Raw genomic sequence first — 16121 nt, 5'->3', positions numbered from 1 at the left:
GGCGGATCACTCTGCCGTTGGCGGCGGCGTTCCCCGGGTACCCGGGTTCCATGAGTCCTGACGCCGAGCTTCCCCTGCCCCCTGCCCGTGGGCCCAAGGCCCGTCTCGTCTCGCTGGACTGCCGGGTCTTCACGGCTGTGGCCGAGCAGCACTGGCCCGGGGCCGACCAGGTCCTGCCGCGGCTGAGCCGGGCGGCGAACCACGGCGTGCTGTGGTTCGCCACGGGCGCCGCGCTCGCGGCGACCCGGCACCCCCGGGCCCGGCGCGCCGCCGTGCGCGGCGTGGCCTCGCTGGCGCTCGCGTCCGCGACCATCAACACCCTCGGCAAGCGCTCGGTGCGGCGGGCGCGGCCGCTCCTCGACGGCGTGCCCCTGATGCGGCGGCTCAAGCGCCAGCCCATCACCACGTCGTTCCCCTCGGGCCACGCCGCGTCCGCCGCCGCCTTCGCCACGGGCGTGGCCCTGGAGTCGCGTGGCCTGGGCGCGGCCGTCGCGCCGCTCGCCGGTGCCGTCGCCCTGTCCCGGGTGTACACGGGGGTGCACTTCCCCAGCGACGTGCTCGCCGGTGCCGCCCTGGGCGCGGGCGCCGCCTACGCCGTGCGCGGCCTGGTGCCGACCCGGTCCCAGCTGCCGCCGCCGGGCCGCCCGCGCGTCGACGCCCCCGCCCTGCCGGGCGGGCGCGGCCTGGTGGTGGTCGTGAACGAGGGCGCGCGGACCCCGGACCGGGTGCGCCCGCTGCTCGACGCGCTGCCGCACGCCGAGGTCGTACGGTGCGCGCCGGACGAGGTGGGCGCCGAGCTCGACAAGGCGGCGGAGCGCGCGCGGGTGCTCGGCGTGTGCGGCGGCGACGGCACCGTCAACGCGGCGGCGGCCGCCGCCCTGCGGCACGACGTGCCGCTCGTGGTGGTGCCGGGCGGCACGCTCAACCACTTCGCGCAGGACCTGGGCGCCGAGGACCCGCGCGAGGTCGCCGCCGCGGTCGAGGCGGGGGACGCGGTCGCGGTGGACGTGGGGCGGTTCAGCGCGGGCCACGGCGACGGCTACTTCCTCAACACCTTCAGCCTCGGCGTCTACCCCGACCTCGTGCGCGAGCGCGAGCGGTGGTCGCACCGGATCGGCGGCTGGCCCGCCGGGGTCCTCGCGGCCGCCCACGTGCTGCGCTCGGACCGGCAGCCGATGCGGGCCGAGTTCCAGGGCACCGAACGGGCGCTGTGGCTGCTGTTCGCGGGGAACTGCGTGTACAACCGCCTGGGCCTCGCGCCCGCGCGGCGGTTCGACCTCGCCGACGGACTCCTCGACGTCCGCATCGTGCACGGCGGCCGCAGGCCCGGCGCCCGGCTGCTCGCGGCCGCCCTCACCTCGCCGGTGGAGCGCTCCCCCGTGCAGACCGCGATCCGCCGCCGCAAGCTGCGCGTCGCGGGCCTCGCGCCCGGCACCGTGGTGGCGTACGACGGCGAGATCACACCGGTCGAGGGCGAGCTGCTGATCGAGAAGCTGCCGGAGGCGCTGACGGTGTACCGCCCTTCGCAACTGGTGTGAGCGCGGCTCCGCTCGGCCCGGTGCGACGCCGCCGGACCGCGACCGCACCCCGTAGCCCACAGTCCATATCTTGATACGCAGGTCTCATGATCTGGTACGGCGGCGTACAGTCCAGACATGTCACAGCAGAGGTCTCAGCACGCGTCGGCGGACGGGCCGCGACGCGACGCGGCCGTCTACACGCACGGCCACCACGAGTCGGTCCTGCGGTCCCACACCTGGCGCACCGCCGCCAACTCCGCCGCGTACCTCGTCGGCTCGCTCCGGGCGCACATGAAGGTGCTCGACATCGGCTGCGGTCCTGGCACCATCACCGCCGACCTCGCGGCGCTCGTCCCGGAAGGACACGTCACGGGTCTCGACCGGGCGCCGGAGATCCTGGACCAGGCACGGGCGACGGCGGCCGGACGGGGCCTGGGCAACGTGGAGTTCACCGTCGGGGACGTCCACGCCCTCGAATACCCGGACGGCTCCTTCGACGTCGTCCACGCCCACCAAGTGCTCCAGCACGTGGGCGACCCGGTGCGCGCGCTGCGCGAGATGCGCCGCGTCTGCGCGCCCGGCGGCATCGTCGCCGCCCGCGACAGCGACTACGCGGCGATGACCTGGCACCCGCGCACGCCCGGCATGGACGACTGGCTCGACCTGTACCGGCGCGTGGCCCGCGCGAACGGCGGGGAGCCGGACGCGGGCCGCGCCCTCAAGTCCTGGGCCCTCGCGGCCGGTTTCACCGACGTCACCGCGGGGGCGAGCACCTGGTGCTACAGCACGCCCGACGAGCGCGCCTGGTGGGCCGGGCTCTGGGCGGACCGGACGGTGGCGTCCGCGTACGCGGACCGCGCCGTCGGGAGCGGGCACGCCGACGCCGAGCGGCTGCGAGCCGTCGCCGAGGCCTGGCGGGAGTGGGGGCGGGCGCCGGACGGCTGGTTCGCCGTGCTGCACGGCGAGGTGCTGTGCCGGAGGTGATCCGGGGGCGATGGAGGCTCGTCACTCCCTGGGCAGCAGCGGTCCCAGCGGCCCGAGGTCCAGGTTCAGGTCCTCGGGTCGCAGTCCGTAGCGCTCGCGCAGCTCGGCCATCCGCTGTTCCAGGAGCATCAGCGTGAGCCCGATCCGCTCCTCCTGGTCCTCCGTCAGTTCACCGGTGTCGAAGCGGCGCAGCGCCTGGCGCTCCATGAGCTGGCGCAGCAGCTCGACGACGGTGAGGACGAGGGCGACGAGGTCGCGCTCCACGGTCTGGGGTTCGAGGTCCACGGTCGGCTCCCGTTCGGTGGTCGGGGGTTCGCTCCCGTTCGGCGGCCGGGCTTTCAGCGGTCGGGCCAGGGCGACGGCACCGCCGCGCCGACCGTGCTGATCAGCGCCTTCAGGTCGACGCGGACGAGGTCCACGTCCGCGATGCGCAGGGTGAGGTCACCCGCGATGACCACGCCTCCGGCGAGCAGCCGGTCGAGGAGGTCGACCAGCGCGATCTCACGGCCGTGCAGGGGCTCGATCGCCGTCATCCGCCCTCAGCGCCCTTCCTCGCCCCGCCGCCCGCAGCCGGGCGGTCCGTGGAACCCGAATCGTCCTTGGAACCCGACTCGTCCGTGGAAGCCGACTCGTCCGTGGAAGCCGGGTCGTCCGTGAAGGAGTACGCCGCCCAGGGGCCCGTCACCTCCACGCGCAGGCCCGGCTGGCTGCCCTCGGTGCGGCCGATCCGCTCCAGGAACTCCTCGGCCTCCGAACGGGGCACCAGATAGGCGGTGTTGAGGATGTTCAGGCCGCCGCCCGCGTCGGCGAGGGCCGGGCTCTGCGGCGGGTGCTGCCGGGACGCGGCGGCGGACCGCGCGAGCTCGGCGTGCAGCCGCCGCGCGAACACCTCGGCCCGCGCGGCGGCCTCCTCGCCCGCCGTGCGCTGCTCCCTGCGCCGGCGCAGGTAGTCGCGCCCGGAGGCGGGAGCGCCGCGCGGGCGCGAGGACCCGGCGGACGCGAGGCCGCCGGCGTCGGCGTGCAGCCACACCTTCACCCCCCACTCGACGTGTCCGTCGATGCGGTCGAGGATCCGGCGCAGCCGCGCGTTCTCGCTCTCCAGCATGGCGCGTACGCCGCTGTCGTCCCGGAACACCGTCGCGAGCCGCAGCGGCAGCGGGCACGTCACGGCGGCGAGCGCGCCGATGACGTGCTGGTGGGCGCGGGCCGTCTCGGCCAGCCAGTCCAGGTCCTCCAGGTGCGCGCGCAGCGGTTCGAGGCCGAAGTCCCGGGCCGGGACGGGGCTGAGGACGGCCACCAGGCCCTCGTGGGCCAGCTGCCGGGGCGGCGTGCCGCCGACCCCGGTGAGGTCGGCGTGCAGCGGCCCGGGCAGCGGGCGGCACACCGCGTAGACGTAGCGCAGCTCGCCGCTCGCGTCGTCGCCCCCACCGTGGGTCACGTCATCGGGCACATCATCGGTTACGTCATCGCTCACGTTCTGGTTCACTTCCGCGGTCACGTTCCGGTTCACCTCCGCGGTCACGTTCGGCATCGCTTCCGCGCTCGGCCGCGGCCCCGCCCCTGGTCAGTTCGAGCCGCTCCCAACGCTGCTTCAACTCGGCGTTCTCCCGGGCCAGTTCGGACCTGTGCGCCTTGCTGGACAGGGCCGGGTCGTCCTCCCACCAGTCGATGCCCATCTCCTTGGCGCGCTCCACCGAGGCGACGACGAGCCGCAGCTTCACGGTGAGCAGCTCGATGTCGAGCAGGTTGATCCGGATGTCCCCGGCGATGACGACGCCCTTGTCCAGGACGCGCTCCAGGACGTCGGCGAGGTTGGTGCCGCCGCCCTGGCCGTACGAATCGGGCAGCCTGCTCGCGGTCGTCATCGACGGCTCCGGGTCGCCGCCACGGGTTCGTCCGCTTCGGCCTCGCCCTCCGCGTACTCGCCGTCGTCGTCCTCTTCCTCGACGGCCTCCTCCGGGTACGTGTCGTCGTCCTCGCGGTACGCCACGTCCTCGGCGTCCTCCTCGGGCTCCACGTCCTCGCTGTCGGTATCGGCGTCGGATTCGGATTCGGCGTCCTGTGCCGCCGAGCGCAGCGACACATGGCGGGCGAAGTGCTTCAGGTCGAGGCGGGCCCTGCGGCCCTGGGCGCGCCAGAGGTTGCCGGTCCGCTCGAACAGGCCCTTCGGGTAGTACTCGATGACCAGCACGACCCGGGTCAGGCGCTCGCCGAGCGGGTGGAAGGTGACCACGCCCTTGGTGGTGCCCTTGGCGCCCTCGGACGTCCAGGCGAGGCGTTCCTCGGGCGCCTGGTCGACGAGGCGTGCCGTCCAGCTCCTGCTGGACCAGAAGATCTTGAGCTTCCAGTGGGACTCGGTGTCGCTGACCTCGGTGGCGTCCCGTACGCCCTTGGTGAAGGTGGCGAACTCCTCGTACCGCGTCCACTGCTCGTACGCCTCGCGCACGGGCACGCCCACGTCGACGTGCTCCAGGATGACGGTGGGCTTCTGCCCGCTGCCGCTCTTGCCGCCCTTGCCGCGCGCCTTGTCGAGAGCGCCCTTGAGGGAGCCGGTCACGGCGTCCTTCAGATGGCTGCCGCCCACCTCCACTGCGCTGCGCAACGGGCCCTTGCCGGAGGCGAGTTTGCGGCCGCCGTCGAGGGCGAGGCGGGCGAAGCCCGGGCTGCGGCCCTCGGCCACGTCGTTGAGCTTGACGGTGGCGTCGCCGAGCTTGCGGCCGACGCCGACGAGGGCCCGTTCGGCCTGCGCCATGAGGTAGGCCCGCACCTCGTCCTTCAGGCGGTCGGCGCCCGGGCCGTGCAGGGCGGCGCTCAGCGCGCCCCCGGGCCCCGCGCCGTTCGCGGAGCCCGTGGCCCCGCTCGCGGTGTCGCGGATCCGCTCGCGCGTGTCAGGCATCGTCGCCCCCCTTCGCGCGGCCGGACTTCCGTGCCGCGGGCCGCTTCGCGGGGGCCCGCTTCGCCGTGCCGCGCTGCGCGCCGTCCCGGCTCTGGCTGGAGCGGGCGGAGGGCGCCTTGCGGGGTGCCGGGCTCTTCTTCCGGGCCTGCCCGGACCCCGTGGCGGCCCCGCTCTTGCCCGTGGCCGACCGGGTGGCCTTCTTGGCCGCCGACCGCGTCTTTCTGGCCGCCGTGCCGCCCTTCTGACGGGGCTCGTCGCGCTCGTCGCGCTCATCACCCTCGTCGCTCTCGTCGCTCTCGTCCGACGCGCGCGACCGCTCGGGCTCGTCGGCGCCCTCCGGCCCCTCCGGCTCCTCGTCCGACGCGCCGTCCGGCCCGTCCGCCCCGTCCATGCCGGGCACCGCCCCCTCCATCCGGTCCCGGACGTCGAGGGTGCGGTCGTGCAGGCGGTCGGCGAAGGACTCCAGGCGCCGGTCGAGCAGCGAGCCGGTCGCCGCCTTGCCGACGCCCCGCAGGTCCTCCTTCAGCTGGTCGCCGATCTCCTTGAACTGCGGGTTGTTCTCCAGCTGGTCGGTCACCGCGCGGGCCAGGGACGCGGGGCTCAGCTTCAGCTTCCTGCCCGCGACCATGGTGCCGACGGCGAAGGCCAGCTTGGCCTTCTTGGTCCGTCCCAAGAGGTACCCCGCGCCTACGGCGAGGCCCACTGCCAAACGGTTCATCGTGTCGCCGTCCTGTTCTCCTCCGGAGCGGTCCCGGGGCCGTCCTGGGAGGCGGTCCGGGGAGCGGCCTCCGGAGCCGCTCCCCGCCGGGCGCCGTAGCCGAGCCGCGTCAGCAGCTCGTCCTCACGGCGGTCGAACTCGGCCTCACCGATCTCGCCCGCCTCCAACAGCTCGGTGAGCCGGGCGAGTTCGGCACGGATGGCCGAGGGGTCGTAGTACTGCCGCTCCGCCTCGGCGACCACCTGGCGGAGCACCCAGAGGGTGCCGCGGGCGGGGGCGAGCGGCAGCGCGAGCAGTTCGCCGACGAGTCCCACGGGCGGGCCTCAGCGCGCCCGCGCCGCGTCGTCCGCGGGCGCGACGGGGCCGACGGAGTCGACGAAGCTGTACGGGGGCAGCGGGCCGTGCACGCGCACGTCCAGGTGCGGCTGCGTCTTGCGCAGTTCCGCGACGGCGGCCACGAAGCCCTCCGCGGACTCGCGACGCACCAGGAACGAGTAGTTGGCGAGCCACCCCGTGCCCTCGGGGCCCGCGCTTACGGCCTCCGCGCACGGTTCGAGGGCGCGGCGCACCTCGATGCCGTCGCTGGCCTCGCGGCCCTGCACGGCGGCGGTCAGCTGCTCGCCGAGCCGCAGCTTCTGCTCGTAGGTGCCGCCGCCCGCCTTGCGGTTGGCCTCGGCCAGGGCGCGCAGCTCGGGGTTCTCGGCGAGCACCTGGTGCAGGACGGCCTGCTCGTCGTGGACGGCCTTCACGTTGTACTCGGCCCTGCCCTCCAGGGAGCGCAGCCGCTCCTCGTAGTGGTCGGCCAGCTCGTCGAGGACGTCGAGCACGGCCTGGTCGTCCTGCGCGAGGCTGCCGAAACGCATCGGCAGGACGGGGCCGCCCGCGCCCGCCTCGTCCAGGACGCTCTGGTGGGCGAGCAGGTCGCGCCGCTTGGGGCGCAGGTCGTCGGGGCTGTCGCTGACGATCGCGGCGAGCCTGCCGTGCCTGAGGACGCGCACCGGGCGCGTCGGCTGGCCGATGCCGCCCATGCCCTCCGGCAGCGCCGGGTGGCCGCTGTGGGCGATCCCGTAGATGTACGTGGTCACTCCGTCTCCTCCTTCCGGGAGCGTGACGTGCTGCGCCGGCGCGGCCGGGCGGCCTCCTCCTCGCCGGAGCGGCCCTCCTCGCGCGCCTGCTTGAAGGCGTCCGACACGGTCTGGGCGGCGCCGCTGAGCGCGCCCTTGGACTTGCCGCGCGCACCCGACTCGGTGATCTCGCCGACCAGGTCGGGCAGGCCGGGGCTCCGCTTCGGCCCGGCCTCCAGGTCGAGGCGGTTGCAGGCCTCGGCGAAGCGCAGATAGGTGTCGACGCTGGCGACGACGACGCGCACGTCGATCTTGAGGATCTCGATGCCGACGAGCGAGACGCGCACGAACGCGTCGATCACAAGGCCGCGGTCGAGGATGAGTTCGATGACGTCGTACAGGCCGCTGGTGCCGCCTGCGCCGCCGCTCTGCTGTGCTGGGACGACGGTCATGCCGACCGGTCCTCCTTGCCTTGGGTGAGGGTGTCTGGGATGTCGTCGGTCTGCTGGGCTGTCGGTAGGGGTGCCGGTCAGCCGCCCGTGCGGTGCGGGTCGGCGCGGCCGCGCTCGTAGCGGCGCACCCGGCGGTAGGCGGTGAGCCCGCCGCCCGGGTCCAGGCTCACGGCGTAGGTCGCGAGCAGGCTCATGGTGTCCGGTACGCGGGCGAGTTCGAGGACCTCGACCTCCAGCTCCCAGCCGTCGTCGGTGCGTTCGAACGACGAGACGGACTCGGCGGCGAGGCCGGTGAGTTCGGAGAGCTGCTCCCGCGCGTGCCGCAGCACCTGAACGGGGCCGGGCAGGTCTTCGGACTCCGCTGTCGTGTTGTTCTGCTTGCGGGACGTATGCGTCATGGCCACCTCCTGACCCGAGTGACCGGGTCGCGCGGGGGCAAACCTCCGCCGGTCCTTCAGCCGCCCCGCAGCGCCCGCAGCTTGCGGCGGGCCGGGCCGAGCGCGCGGGGCGAGCGCAGCAGGCCCGCCCAGGGGTCCGTGCGGGCCTGCGCGACCGCGTCGGTGATGGTCCAGCGGGCCGCGTGCGTGCCGGGGGCGTCGAGCTGCTCCCAGGCGAGCGGCACGGCCACCGGCGCGCCGGGCCTGGCCCGCACCGAGAAGGGCGCGACGGCCGTCTGCGCGTACCCGTTGCGCAGCACGTCGAGGTAGAGCCGTCCGCCGCGGTCCTTCTTGCGGACCGCGGTGGTGAACCGGTCCGGGTGCGCGGCGGCGAGGACGCCGGTGAGCTCCTTGGCGAAGTCGCGGACGTCGTCGACGTGGTGGCGGCCGTTGACGGGGACGACCACGTGCAGGCCGCGCGAACCGGTGGTCATCACGGCGGACGGCAGGCCCACCTGGTCGAGGAGTTCGCCGAGCAGCCCGGCGGCGTCGCGCACCGCGCCGTACACGTCCTGCGGCGTGCCGTCCCGGGCCGGGTCCAGGTCGAACACCATGCGGTCGGGCCGGTCGACGCGGCCGACGCGGGACTGCCAGCGGTGCAGGGTGACGCAGGCCTGGTCGGCGAGGTAAAGGAGCGTGGCGCTGTCGTCGCACACGGTGTGCGTGACGGTGCCGCCCTCCTTGGGCACCTCGGCGCGGCCGATCCAGTCCGGGTAGTGGTCCGGCGTGTCCTTCTGCATGAAGCGCGGCCCGCGGATCCCGTCCGGGTGCCGTTCCAGCATCAGGGGGCGGCCGCGCAGGTGCGGCAGCATGAAGGGGGCGACGGACCGGTAGTAGTCGAAGAGGTCCCCCTTCGTGTACACGGCGCCTCCCGCGGCGTCTCCCGCGCCCTCGGGGATGAACGGCTTCCGGGCCCGGTGCAGTGCGACGGTGCGGCGGCCCGCCCGCACGGTGCGCGTCTCGCTCATGTCCGCTCCCCCGTCAGCGCACCACGTGTTCCACGAGCAGCCGTACGGCCGCCGCGATGGACTCCGCGTCGATCCCCGCGGCCCGCAGCTGCTCGGCGGGCGACGCGGACCCGGGCACGCCGGTGACCGCGAGGCGCACCAGGCGCGGCACGGGGCTGCCGTCGCTGAACGCGTCCAGGACGGCGTCGCCGATGCCGCCCTCCTGCCGGTGGTCCTCGACGGTGAGCAGACAGCCCGTCCGCTCGGCGGCCTCGCGCAGCGTGCGCCGGTCGACGGGCTTGACCGAGTACAGGTCGACGACGCGCACCGGGATGCCCTCGCGGTCGAGGGCGCCGGCGGCGGCGAGCGCCTCGTGGACGGTCACTCCGGCGGCGACGACCGTGAGCCGGTCGGCGTCGCTGGAGCGCAGCACCTTGGACCCGCCGACGGGGAACTCCTCGCCGGGGCCGTAGAGGACGGGGGTCGCGCCGCGCGTCGTGCGCAGGTAGCGCACGCCGTCGAGGTCGGCCATGGCGGCGACGAGCCGCGCCGTCTGCGGGGCGTCGCACGGGTACAGGACGGTGGAGTCGGGCACGGCGCGGAACATCGCCAGGTCCTCCAGGCCCATCTGGGACGGCCCGTCCTGGCCGACGGCGACGCCCGCGTGCGAGCCCACGAGGCCGATGCCGGCGCCGCTGACGGCCGCCATGCGCACGAAGTCGTGGGCGCGGGTGAGGAACGCCGCGAACGTGGCCGCGTACGGCACCCAGCCGCGCCGGGCCAGGCCCACAGCGGCGGCGACCAGCTGCTGTTCGGCGATGTAGCACTCGAAGTACCGCTCGGGGTGCTCCTTGGCGAAGAGTTCCGCGCGGGTGGAGTCGCCGACCTCGCCGTCGAGGGCGACGACGTCGCCGCGTGCCGTGCCGAGCGCCGCGAGCGCCTGGCCGAAGGCGTCCCGGGTCGCCACCTCGGCGCCCACCTCGTACCGGGGCAGCTCCAGGTGGCCGCTGCGGGTGGCGCGCAGCACGCGGGCCGCGGGCGGCACCTGGACGTTGACGCGCAGCCGCCCGGGGCCGCCGAGCTCCGCGACCGCGGCGTCGGCGTCGGGCAGCGGCTTGCCGTGCAGGCCCTCGCGGTCCTCCGCGGACGCGACGCCCTTGCCCTTGAGGGTGCGGGCGAGGACGGCGGTGGGCTGGCCGGTGGTGGAGCGCGCCTCGTGCAGGGCGCGGTCGACCGCCTCGATGTCGTGCCCGTCGACGGCGACGACGTGCCAGCCGAAGGCCTTCAGGCGGCGCGCGTACGCGTCGAGGTCGCCCTCGTGCCGGGTGGGCCCGCGCTGACCGAGCCGGTTCACGTCGACGAGCGCGGTGAGGTTGTCCAGGCGCTCGTACGCGGCGTGCTCCGCGGCCTCCCACACGGCGCCCTCGGCCAGTTCGCCGTCGCCGCACAGCACCCAGACCCGGTAGGGGATGCGGTCGAGCCGCTTGCCGGACAGGGCCATGCCGACGCCGACGGCGAGGCCCTGGCCGAGCGAGCCGGTGGCGACCTCGACCCACGGCAGGCGGCGCGGCGTCGGATGGCCTTCGAGGCGGCTGCCCTGCTTGCGGAAGGTGAGCAGCTCCTCGTCGCCGAGCGCGCCCGCCGCCTTGTACGCGGCGTACAGCAGCGGCGACGCGTGTCCCTTGGAGAGGATGAACCGGTCGTTGCCGGGGTGGTCGGGGCGCTGGAAGTCGTACTTGAGGTGGCGGGCGAAGAGCACCGCCACCAGGTCGGCCGCCGACAGGGACGAGGTGGGGTGCCCGGATCCGGCGGCGGCCGCGGCGCGCACGGAGTCGACGCGCAACTGCCGCGCCAGTTCGCTGAGTTGGTCCGGCGCGGTGGAGCCGCGCGGGGTGGTCTCGGTCATGGTCGTTCACTCCTCGGGCTTGGTCTCGGGCGCGGACTCGGGGCTCCGGCCGGGGGCGGGCCCGCCGGGCACCCGGGCGAGCTCGGGCGACGCCGTGTCGAGCGGCACCGACCACGACCGGACGAGGCCGAGCTGCACGCCCTGGCGCGGCAGGACCGCGTCGAGGAGCCAGTCGGCGGCGACGCGCACGCGGTTGCCGGGCATGGCGGCCAGGTGGTAGCCGCGGGTGACGGCCCCGGCGAGCGGCCCGGACAGCGGGACGCCGAGCGGGTTGGCGGCGCCCTTGACGCCGCCGAGGTCGACGGTGAAGCCGAGGTCGTGGTGGCGGTAGGCGCCGCGCCTGCCGATGTCGAGCGAGGCCGCCACGTTGCGGCCCGCGACCTTGCCCTGCCGCCAGGCGTGCTGGGCGGTCATGGCCGTGAACCTCCCCGGCTCGGCCAGGTCGGGCACGGCCGCCGCGTCCCCGCAGGCGAACACCTCGGGGTGGCCCGGCACGTTCAGGAACGGGTCGACGACGAGGCGCCCGCGCTCCAGGGGCTCGCCGATCCCGGCGACGAGCGGGTCGGGGCGCACGCCGACGCACCACACGAGGGTGCGCGTGTCGACCGTGTCGCCGTCGTCGAGGAGGACGCCCTCGCGCGTGGCCTCCTTCACGGAGGTGCCCGTGCGGACCTCCACGCCGCGGCCGCGCAGGACGCGGTCGGCGGTCGTCGAGAGCCGCCGGTCGAGCTCCGGCAGGACGCGCGGCGCGATGTCCAGGAGCAGCCAGCGGGGTTCGATCCCGGCGCGCAGCGGCTTGTGGCGCACCAGGGACCGGGTGAACAGCTGCCCGTGCGCGGCGACTTCGACGCCGGTGTAGCCCGCGCCGACGACGACGAAGGTGCAGCGGGCCCGGCAGGTGGCGGCGTCCGGCGCGGCGGCGGCGAGCTCGATCTGCCGGGTCACGTGGTCGCGCAGGTACAGCGCCTCCGGCAGGCCGCGGAAGCCGTGCGCGTGCTCGGCGACGCCGGGCACCGGCAGCAGCTTGTTGACGCTGCCGACGGCGAGGACGAGGCGGTCGTAGGTCAGTTCGCCGCGCTCGCCCTCCGGGCCGGTGTAGCGCACGGCGCGGTGTTCCAGGTCGATGCCGTCGGCCTCGCCGAGGACGAGCCGGACGTGCTTGAGGGCGCCCGAGAGCGACACGGTGACGCGCCGCGGTTCGAGGACGCCCGCGGCGACCTGTGGCAGCAGGGGCAGGTAGAGGAAGTAGTCGGTGGGGTTGAGCAGGGTGACGTCGGCCCGGCGGCGGGCGAGCCGCGCGAGGGTGCGCGCGGCCTGGAACCCGGCGAAGCCGGCACCGACGATCACGACGTGCGGGCGGTGGGATGCTCGGCTCACGTTGCGCCTCCGGTGGAGTGCGGCACGGCATCCGTACGGTGTTCGCGCACGGATGCCTCTGGGCTACCGGTGCGGGCGACGGTGCGTGTGCTCCCGCACGGACCTCCCAGGTGCCCGTGGCCGCCGGGGTGAAACGCCCCGCCGTTTGCCGCGTGGAAGCACGGGTTACCCGTGCGGGGCGGACCGGCCCCCAGCGGGGCTCTCGCGGGGCGCGCGGGCGCGTAAGTCGCGGACGTCCCGTCGCGGGCGGGCCCGTCCGTCCCGTCGTGAGAGAGGCCGTCCGATGAAGCCGCCCGGTCCGTCCCCGTCGGACGCGGTCCCTCTGGAGCCGCCCGTCGTGTCCGCGTACACGGTGCCCGCCGACGCGCCGGAGGCCGACGCCACGTTCGCCTGGGACGCCACGACGATCGCCGTCGTGGAGGTCCGCGCCGCCGACACCACCGGCACCGGCTGGACGTACGCGCCCAGCGCCGCCGTCGACGTGGTGCGCGAACAGCTCGCGCCGGTCCTCACGGGCCGGGACGCCCTGGACATTCCGGCGGCGCACGACGCGATGGCCAAGGCCGTGCGCGACGCGGGCCGCCCCGGCATCGCGACCCGCGCGCTCTCGGCGGTCGACATCGCCCTGTGGGACCTCAAGGCCCGCCTCCTGGAGGTGCCGCTGGTGCGGCTGCTCGGCGCGGCCCGCGCCGACGTGCCGGTGTACGGCAGCGGCGGCTTCACGACGTACCACGCCACACACTTGGCGGCGCAGCTCAACGGCTGGGTGCACGGCCAGCACATCCCCCGCGTCAAGATCAAGGTCGGGGAGGACTGGGGCCGCGCCGCGGCCCGTGACATCGCCCGGGTCCGCGCGGCCCGCCAGGTCATCGGCCGGCAGGCCGAGTTGTACGTCGACGCGAACGGCGGCTACACCCGCAAGCAGGCGGTGCGCGTCGGCCGGGTCCTCGCCGAGCACGGCGTCGGCTGGTTCGAGGAGCCGGTGTCGTCCGACGACCTGCGCGGGCTCGCCCTCGTACGGGACGCCCTCGTCTGTGACGTGACGGCCGGCGAGTACGGCTGCGACCTGCCCTACTTCGCCCGCATGGTCCCCGTGGTGGACTGCCTCCAGGTCGACGCGACCCGCTGCGGCGGCCTCACCGAGTGGCTGCGCGCGGCGGCCCTGGCCCAGGCGCACGGCCTGGAGGTGTCGGCGCACGGCGCCCCGCACGCGCACGCGGCGGCCGCGGCGTGCGTGCCGAACCTGCGGCACGTGGAGTGGTTCCACGACCACGTGCGGATCGAGTCGATGTTCTTCGACGGCGTACTCGACCCGACGGGCGGGGCGGTGCGGCCGGACGGGGGTGTGGGGCACGGGCTCGCGCTGCGGTCGGGGGAGGTGCAGGAATACCGGGTGGCGTGAGGGCAGCCCTGCTTGGGACGCTCGCGGTCATGAATGCGCTGAGGGAAGCACAGCCGCTGGGTGGGGCACACCCGGAGGTCCTGCTCATCGGGGGCCGTTCCGGGGTCGGCAAGACGTCCGTGGGCTGGGAGGTCGCGGCCCGGCTGCGGGCCGCCGACGTCGGTCACGCCCTGATCGAGGGCGACGTACTGGACACGGTGCATCCCGCGCCGCCGGACGACCCGGACCGCTCGCGGCTCACCACCCGCAACCTCGCGGCGCTGTGGGCGAACTACGCGGCTCTGGGCTGCCGTCGGCTCGTGTACACGAACACGGCAGCCGTGCTCGGCAGCGAGGAGTGGATCTTCACGGAGGCCCTCGGGTCGCCGCGCCTCGTCCGCGTCCTGCTCACGGCCACGGACGCGACGGCCGAGCAGCGCCTGACGGCCCGGGAGCGGGGTTCGGAGCTGGCACGGCAGCTGCGCCGCAGCGCGCACATGGCGCGGCACCTGGACGCGCGCGTCCCCGCGGGCACGCACCGGGTGGCGACGGACGGCCGCACGGTGGGCGAGGTGGCGGCGGCGGTCCTCGGCGCGACGGGCTGGCTGCCGGACGCGGTGGCGGTGGGCGAGGGCCCGGCGGGTCCCGGCGCGGGCCGCCCCGGTGCCGACGGCGGCTGACAGGGCCCGTACGCCCCCACGGCCCGCCTCAGCGCGCCCGCGGGCTCGGCAACTCGGAGCTGGCGGGCGGCGTGGTGACGCCGGGCGGGGTGGCCGGCACCGCCGGGAAGTCGGCGGTGCCCGGGCCGCCGCGGGGAGCGGGGGGCACGGCGTGCTCGGCCGCCGCGGCGCCCTCGGAGGCGCGGCTGTCGGCAGGGGGCGCGGACCGGGCGGGCCGGGCCGCGTTGCGCAGGACCACGGCCACGGCCGCGAGCAGTGCGGTGACGATCAGGCCCGCCGCCCAGCCGGGCAGGCCGATCGCGACGACCAGTCCGAGGGTGAGCGCCGCGGCGGCGCCCGCGTACAGCGCGAAGACTCCGGCCGTCGCGTACAGCGAGGCCTTGCGGCGCTGCTTTCGCGCCGCGTCGGCGAGCTCGGCGCGGAGCTGGGTGCGCAGTTCGGTGCGCACCGACTCCTGCAGGGACGCGCGTACCGCCTCGTGGACGACCTGCGACAGCGCGTCGCTCAGCGCCGTCGCGGGGGTCGCGAGGCCGGTGGCCGCCTTGCCCGGTGCACTCGGTGCACTCGGTGTGCTCGGTGTGCTCGGCGTGCTCGGCGTGCTCGAAGGGGGGATCGGATGCTGGTGGTGAGGGTCCGATGCAGTCATGGCCGCCGGGTACCCCGCGGTCGCGGCGCGTAACGACCCTTGGCCCCGGGTACCCGGGCCGCTCGCACCGGAAGGACACCCGAGAGGTCCGTGGAGACGGACCGGGAGGAAGGCCGACGATGACCGAGCGCAACGACGTCGTGGAGCTGCTCACGGCACAGCACACGGCGATACGCGAGCTGCTCGACAAGGTGGCGACCACCAAGGGCGAGGAGCGCAAGGAGTGCTTCCAGGACGCCGTCCGGCTCCTCGCGGTGCACGAGACCGCCGAGGAGGAGGTCGTCCACCCCTTCGCCCGCAGGAACATCGACGGCGGCGAGCTGGTCGTCGCCGACCGCCTCAAGGAGGAGGAAGGGGCCAAGGAGGCCCTGGCCCGGCTCGATGACATGGACCCGGACTCCCCGGAGTTCCTTGACCTGTTCGCCGCGCTGCGCCAGGACGTGCTCGCGCACGCCGAGGCCGAGGAGCGGTACGAGTTCGCGCACTTCCACCGCGTCACCGACCGGAAGAAGCTGGAGACCCTCGCCCGCGCCGTGCGGGCCGCCGAGGCCGTCGCGCCGACGCGGCCGCACCCCGGCACGGACACCGCCCTGAAGAACGTCGCGACGGCGCCGGTCGCTACCGTCGTGGACCGCACCCGGGACGCCATCCGCAAGGTCACCAAGGGCGCGTGAGCCCGCGCGCGTGACCTCGGCCGAATGGATCTCCTGCCCGGCCCCGGCCAACTAGGCTCGTTCGTATGGAAATCCTGGGAACCGTGCTGCGTGTCTGCGTGACCGATCTGGAGGCGTCCGTCTCCTTCTACGAGCGGCTGACGGGCAGCACAGCGATGCGCTTCGACCGGGGCGGCGTCTCGGTCGCCTCGGTCGGGTGCTTCCTGCTGATGAGCGGGCCCGAGCACGAGCTGGAGATCCTGCGCAAGGTCACGGCGACCATCGCCGTGAAGGACGTCGACGAGGCCCACGCCACGCTCACCGCCTCCGGCGCCCACATCGTCGCGGGCCCCGTCCCCACCCCCGCGGGCCGCAATCTGATCGCGATGCACCCGGACGGCACGGTCTTCGAGTACGTCGACCGCAACGCGTGACGTCACCGCCGCGCCGGGCCGCCCCG

Annotated in this window: 20 protein-coding genes; 6 read left to right on the top strand and 14 right to left on the bottom strand. The window is 75.1% G+C overall.

Translation table 11 applies throughout. The features are described 5' to 3' along the window. The first annotated feature begins 50 nt into the window (after window positions 1–50). Window positions 51–1538 (top strand): bifunctional phosphatase PAP2/diacylglycerol kinase family protein, encoded by a 1488-nt coding sequence (locus IG74_RS0100830; RefSeq protein WP_030667792.1) that lies wholly within the window; start codon window positions 51–53, stop codon window positions 1536–1538. 117 nt (window positions 1539–1655) lie between these two features. Next, the gene (locus tag IG74_RS0100825) at window positions 1656–2504 is read left to right on the top strand and encodes a methyltransferase domain-containing protein (protein ID WP_030667789.1); all 849 of its coding nucleotides are present in this window, start codon (window positions 1656–1658) and stop codon (window positions 2502–2504) included. A gap of 21 nt (window positions 2505–2525) precedes the next feature. Here IG74_RS0100825 and IG74_RS0100820 read toward each other — a convergent pair whose 3' ends face one another. From IG74_RS0100820 to IG74_RS0100760, 13 genes are all read right to left on the bottom strand, one after another. Then, window positions 2526–2789: a gas vesicle protein K gene (locus IG74_RS0100820; protein ID WP_030667787.1), complete on the bottom strand. Its 264-nt coding sequence runs from the start codon at window positions 2787–2789 to the stop codon at window positions 2526–2528. 53 nt (window positions 2790–2842) lie between these two features. Then, complete coding sequence (locus IG74_RS0100815) at window positions 2843–3037, bottom strand: gas vesicle protein (RefSeq protein WP_030667784.1); 195 nt, start codon at window positions 3035–3037, stop codon at window positions 2843–2845. After that, a complete protein-coding gene (locus IG74_RS0100810) occupies window positions 3034–3906 on the bottom strand; it encodes a GvpL/GvpF family gas vesicle protein (RefSeq protein WP_037824222.1) in 873 nt (290 codons plus the stop codon). Before IG74_RS0100810 ends, IG74_RS0100815 begins: the two co-directional genes overlap by 4 nt. A gap of 61 nt (window positions 3907–3967) precedes the next feature. Beyond that, complete coding sequence (locus IG74_RS0100805) at window positions 3968–4369, bottom strand: gas vesicle protein (protein WP_030667778.1); 402 nt, start codon at window positions 4367–4369, stop codon at window positions 3968–3970. Next, complete coding sequence (locus IG74_RS0100800) at window positions 4366–5400, bottom strand: SRPBCC family protein (protein ID WP_078868480.1); 1035 nt, start codon at window positions 5398–5400, stop codon at window positions 4366–4368. Before IG74_RS0100800 ends, IG74_RS0100805 begins: the two co-directional genes overlap by 4 nt. Then, window positions 5393–6118, bottom strand: a complete 726-nt coding sequence (locus IG74_RS0100795; protein ID WP_030667771.1) for a hypothetical protein — start codon at window positions 6116–6118, stop codon at window positions 5393–5395. The genes IG74_RS0100800 and IG74_RS0100795 overlap by 8 nt, the downstream gene beginning before the upstream one ends. Continuing rightward, window positions 6115–6432: a gas vesicle protein GvpG gene (locus IG74_RS0100790; RefSeq protein WP_078868479.1), complete on the bottom strand. Its 318-nt coding sequence runs from the start codon at window positions 6430–6432 to the stop codon at window positions 6115–6117. The genes IG74_RS0100795 and IG74_RS0100790 overlap by 4 nt, the downstream gene beginning before the upstream one ends. A gap of 9 nt (window positions 6433–6441) precedes the next feature. Further along, window positions 6442–7203, bottom strand: coding sequence for a GvpL/GvpF family gas vesicle protein (locus IG74_RS0100785; protein WP_030667767.1), 762 nt, complete (start codon window positions 7201–7203; stop codon window positions 6442–6444). Continuing rightward, complete coding sequence (locus tag IG74_RS0100780; RefSeq protein WP_030667756.1) at window positions 7200–7634, bottom strand: gas vesicle structural protein GvpA; 435 nt, start codon at window positions 7632–7634, stop codon at window positions 7200–7202. Before IG74_RS0100780 ends, IG74_RS0100785 begins: the two co-directional genes overlap by 4 nt. Before the next feature lie 77 nt (window positions 7635–7711). Beyond that, the gene (locus IG74_RS0100775; RefSeq protein WP_030667753.1) at window positions 7712–8032 is read right to left on the bottom strand and encodes a gas vesicle protein; all 321 of its coding nucleotides are present in this window, start codon (window positions 8030–8032) and stop codon (window positions 7712–7714) included. Between the two features lie 56 nt (window positions 8033–8088). Further along, the gene (gene ligD, locus IG74_RS0100770; RefSeq protein ID WP_030667750.1) at window positions 8089–9039 is read right to left on the bottom strand and encodes a non-homologous end-joining DNA ligase; all 951 of its coding nucleotides are present in this window, start codon (window positions 9037–9039) and stop codon (window positions 8089–8091) included. A gap of 13 nt (window positions 9040–9052) precedes the next feature. Continuing rightward, the gene (locus IG74_RS0100765) at window positions 9053–10924 is read right to left on the bottom strand and encodes a transketolase (RefSeq protein WP_051854414.1); all 1872 of its coding nucleotides are present in this window, start codon (window positions 10922–10924) and stop codon (window positions 9053–9055) included. Between the two features lie 6 nt (window positions 10925–10930). After that, window positions 10931–12301: an NAD(P)/FAD-dependent oxidoreductase gene (locus tag IG74_RS0100760; RefSeq protein WP_037824142.1), complete on the bottom strand. Its 1371-nt coding sequence runs from the start codon at window positions 12299–12301 to the stop codon at window positions 10931–10933. Between the two features lie 283 nt (window positions 12302–12584). On the opposite strand from IG74_RS0100760, the gene IG74_RS0100755 reads away from it, so the two are divergent. Continuing rightward, window positions 12585–13703: an enolase C-terminal domain-like protein gene (locus IG74_RS0100755; RefSeq protein WP_030667742.1), complete on the top strand. Its 1119-nt coding sequence runs from the start codon at window positions 12585–12587 to the stop codon at window positions 13701–13703. A gap of 29 nt (window positions 13704–13732) precedes the next feature. Then, window positions 13733–14362, top strand: coding sequence for a hypothetical protein (locus IG74_RS0100750; protein ID WP_051854432.1), 630 nt, complete (start codon window positions 13733–13735; stop codon window positions 14360–14362). Between the two features lie 28 nt (window positions 14363–14390). Here the strand turns inward: IG74_RS0100750 and IG74_RS45390 are convergent, their stop codons facing one another. Continuing rightward, window positions 14391–15008, bottom strand: coding sequence for a phage holin family protein (locus IG74_RS45390; RefSeq protein ID WP_078868478.1), 618 nt, complete (start codon window positions 15006–15008; stop codon window positions 14391–14393). A 119-nt stretch (window positions 15009–15127) separates the two neighbouring features. Between IG74_RS45390 and IG74_RS0100740 the strand changes: the two genes are divergently transcribed. Continuing rightward, window positions 15128–15682 (top strand): hemerythrin domain-containing protein, encoded by a 555-nt coding sequence (locus IG74_RS0100740; RefSeq protein ID WP_030667732.1) that lies wholly within the window; start codon window positions 15128–15130, stop codon window positions 15680–15682. 65 nt (window positions 15683–15747) lie between these two features. Beyond that, entirely contained in the window at window positions 15748–16095 is a 348-nt protein-coding gene (locus IG74_RS0100735) for a VOC family protein (protein ID WP_030667729.1), read from the top strand. Window positions 16096–16121: the final 26 nt, after the last annotated feature.

The sequence above is a fragment of the Streptomyces sp. NRRL B-1347 genome (genome assembly GCF_000720325.1).
Classification (GTDB): domain Bacteria; phylum Actinomycetota; class Actinomycetes; order Streptomycetales; family Streptomycetaceae; genus Streptomyces.
The sequence above is the reverse complement of the archived record's forward strand: the minus strand, read 5'-3'. Positions and strand labels throughout refer to the sequence as shown.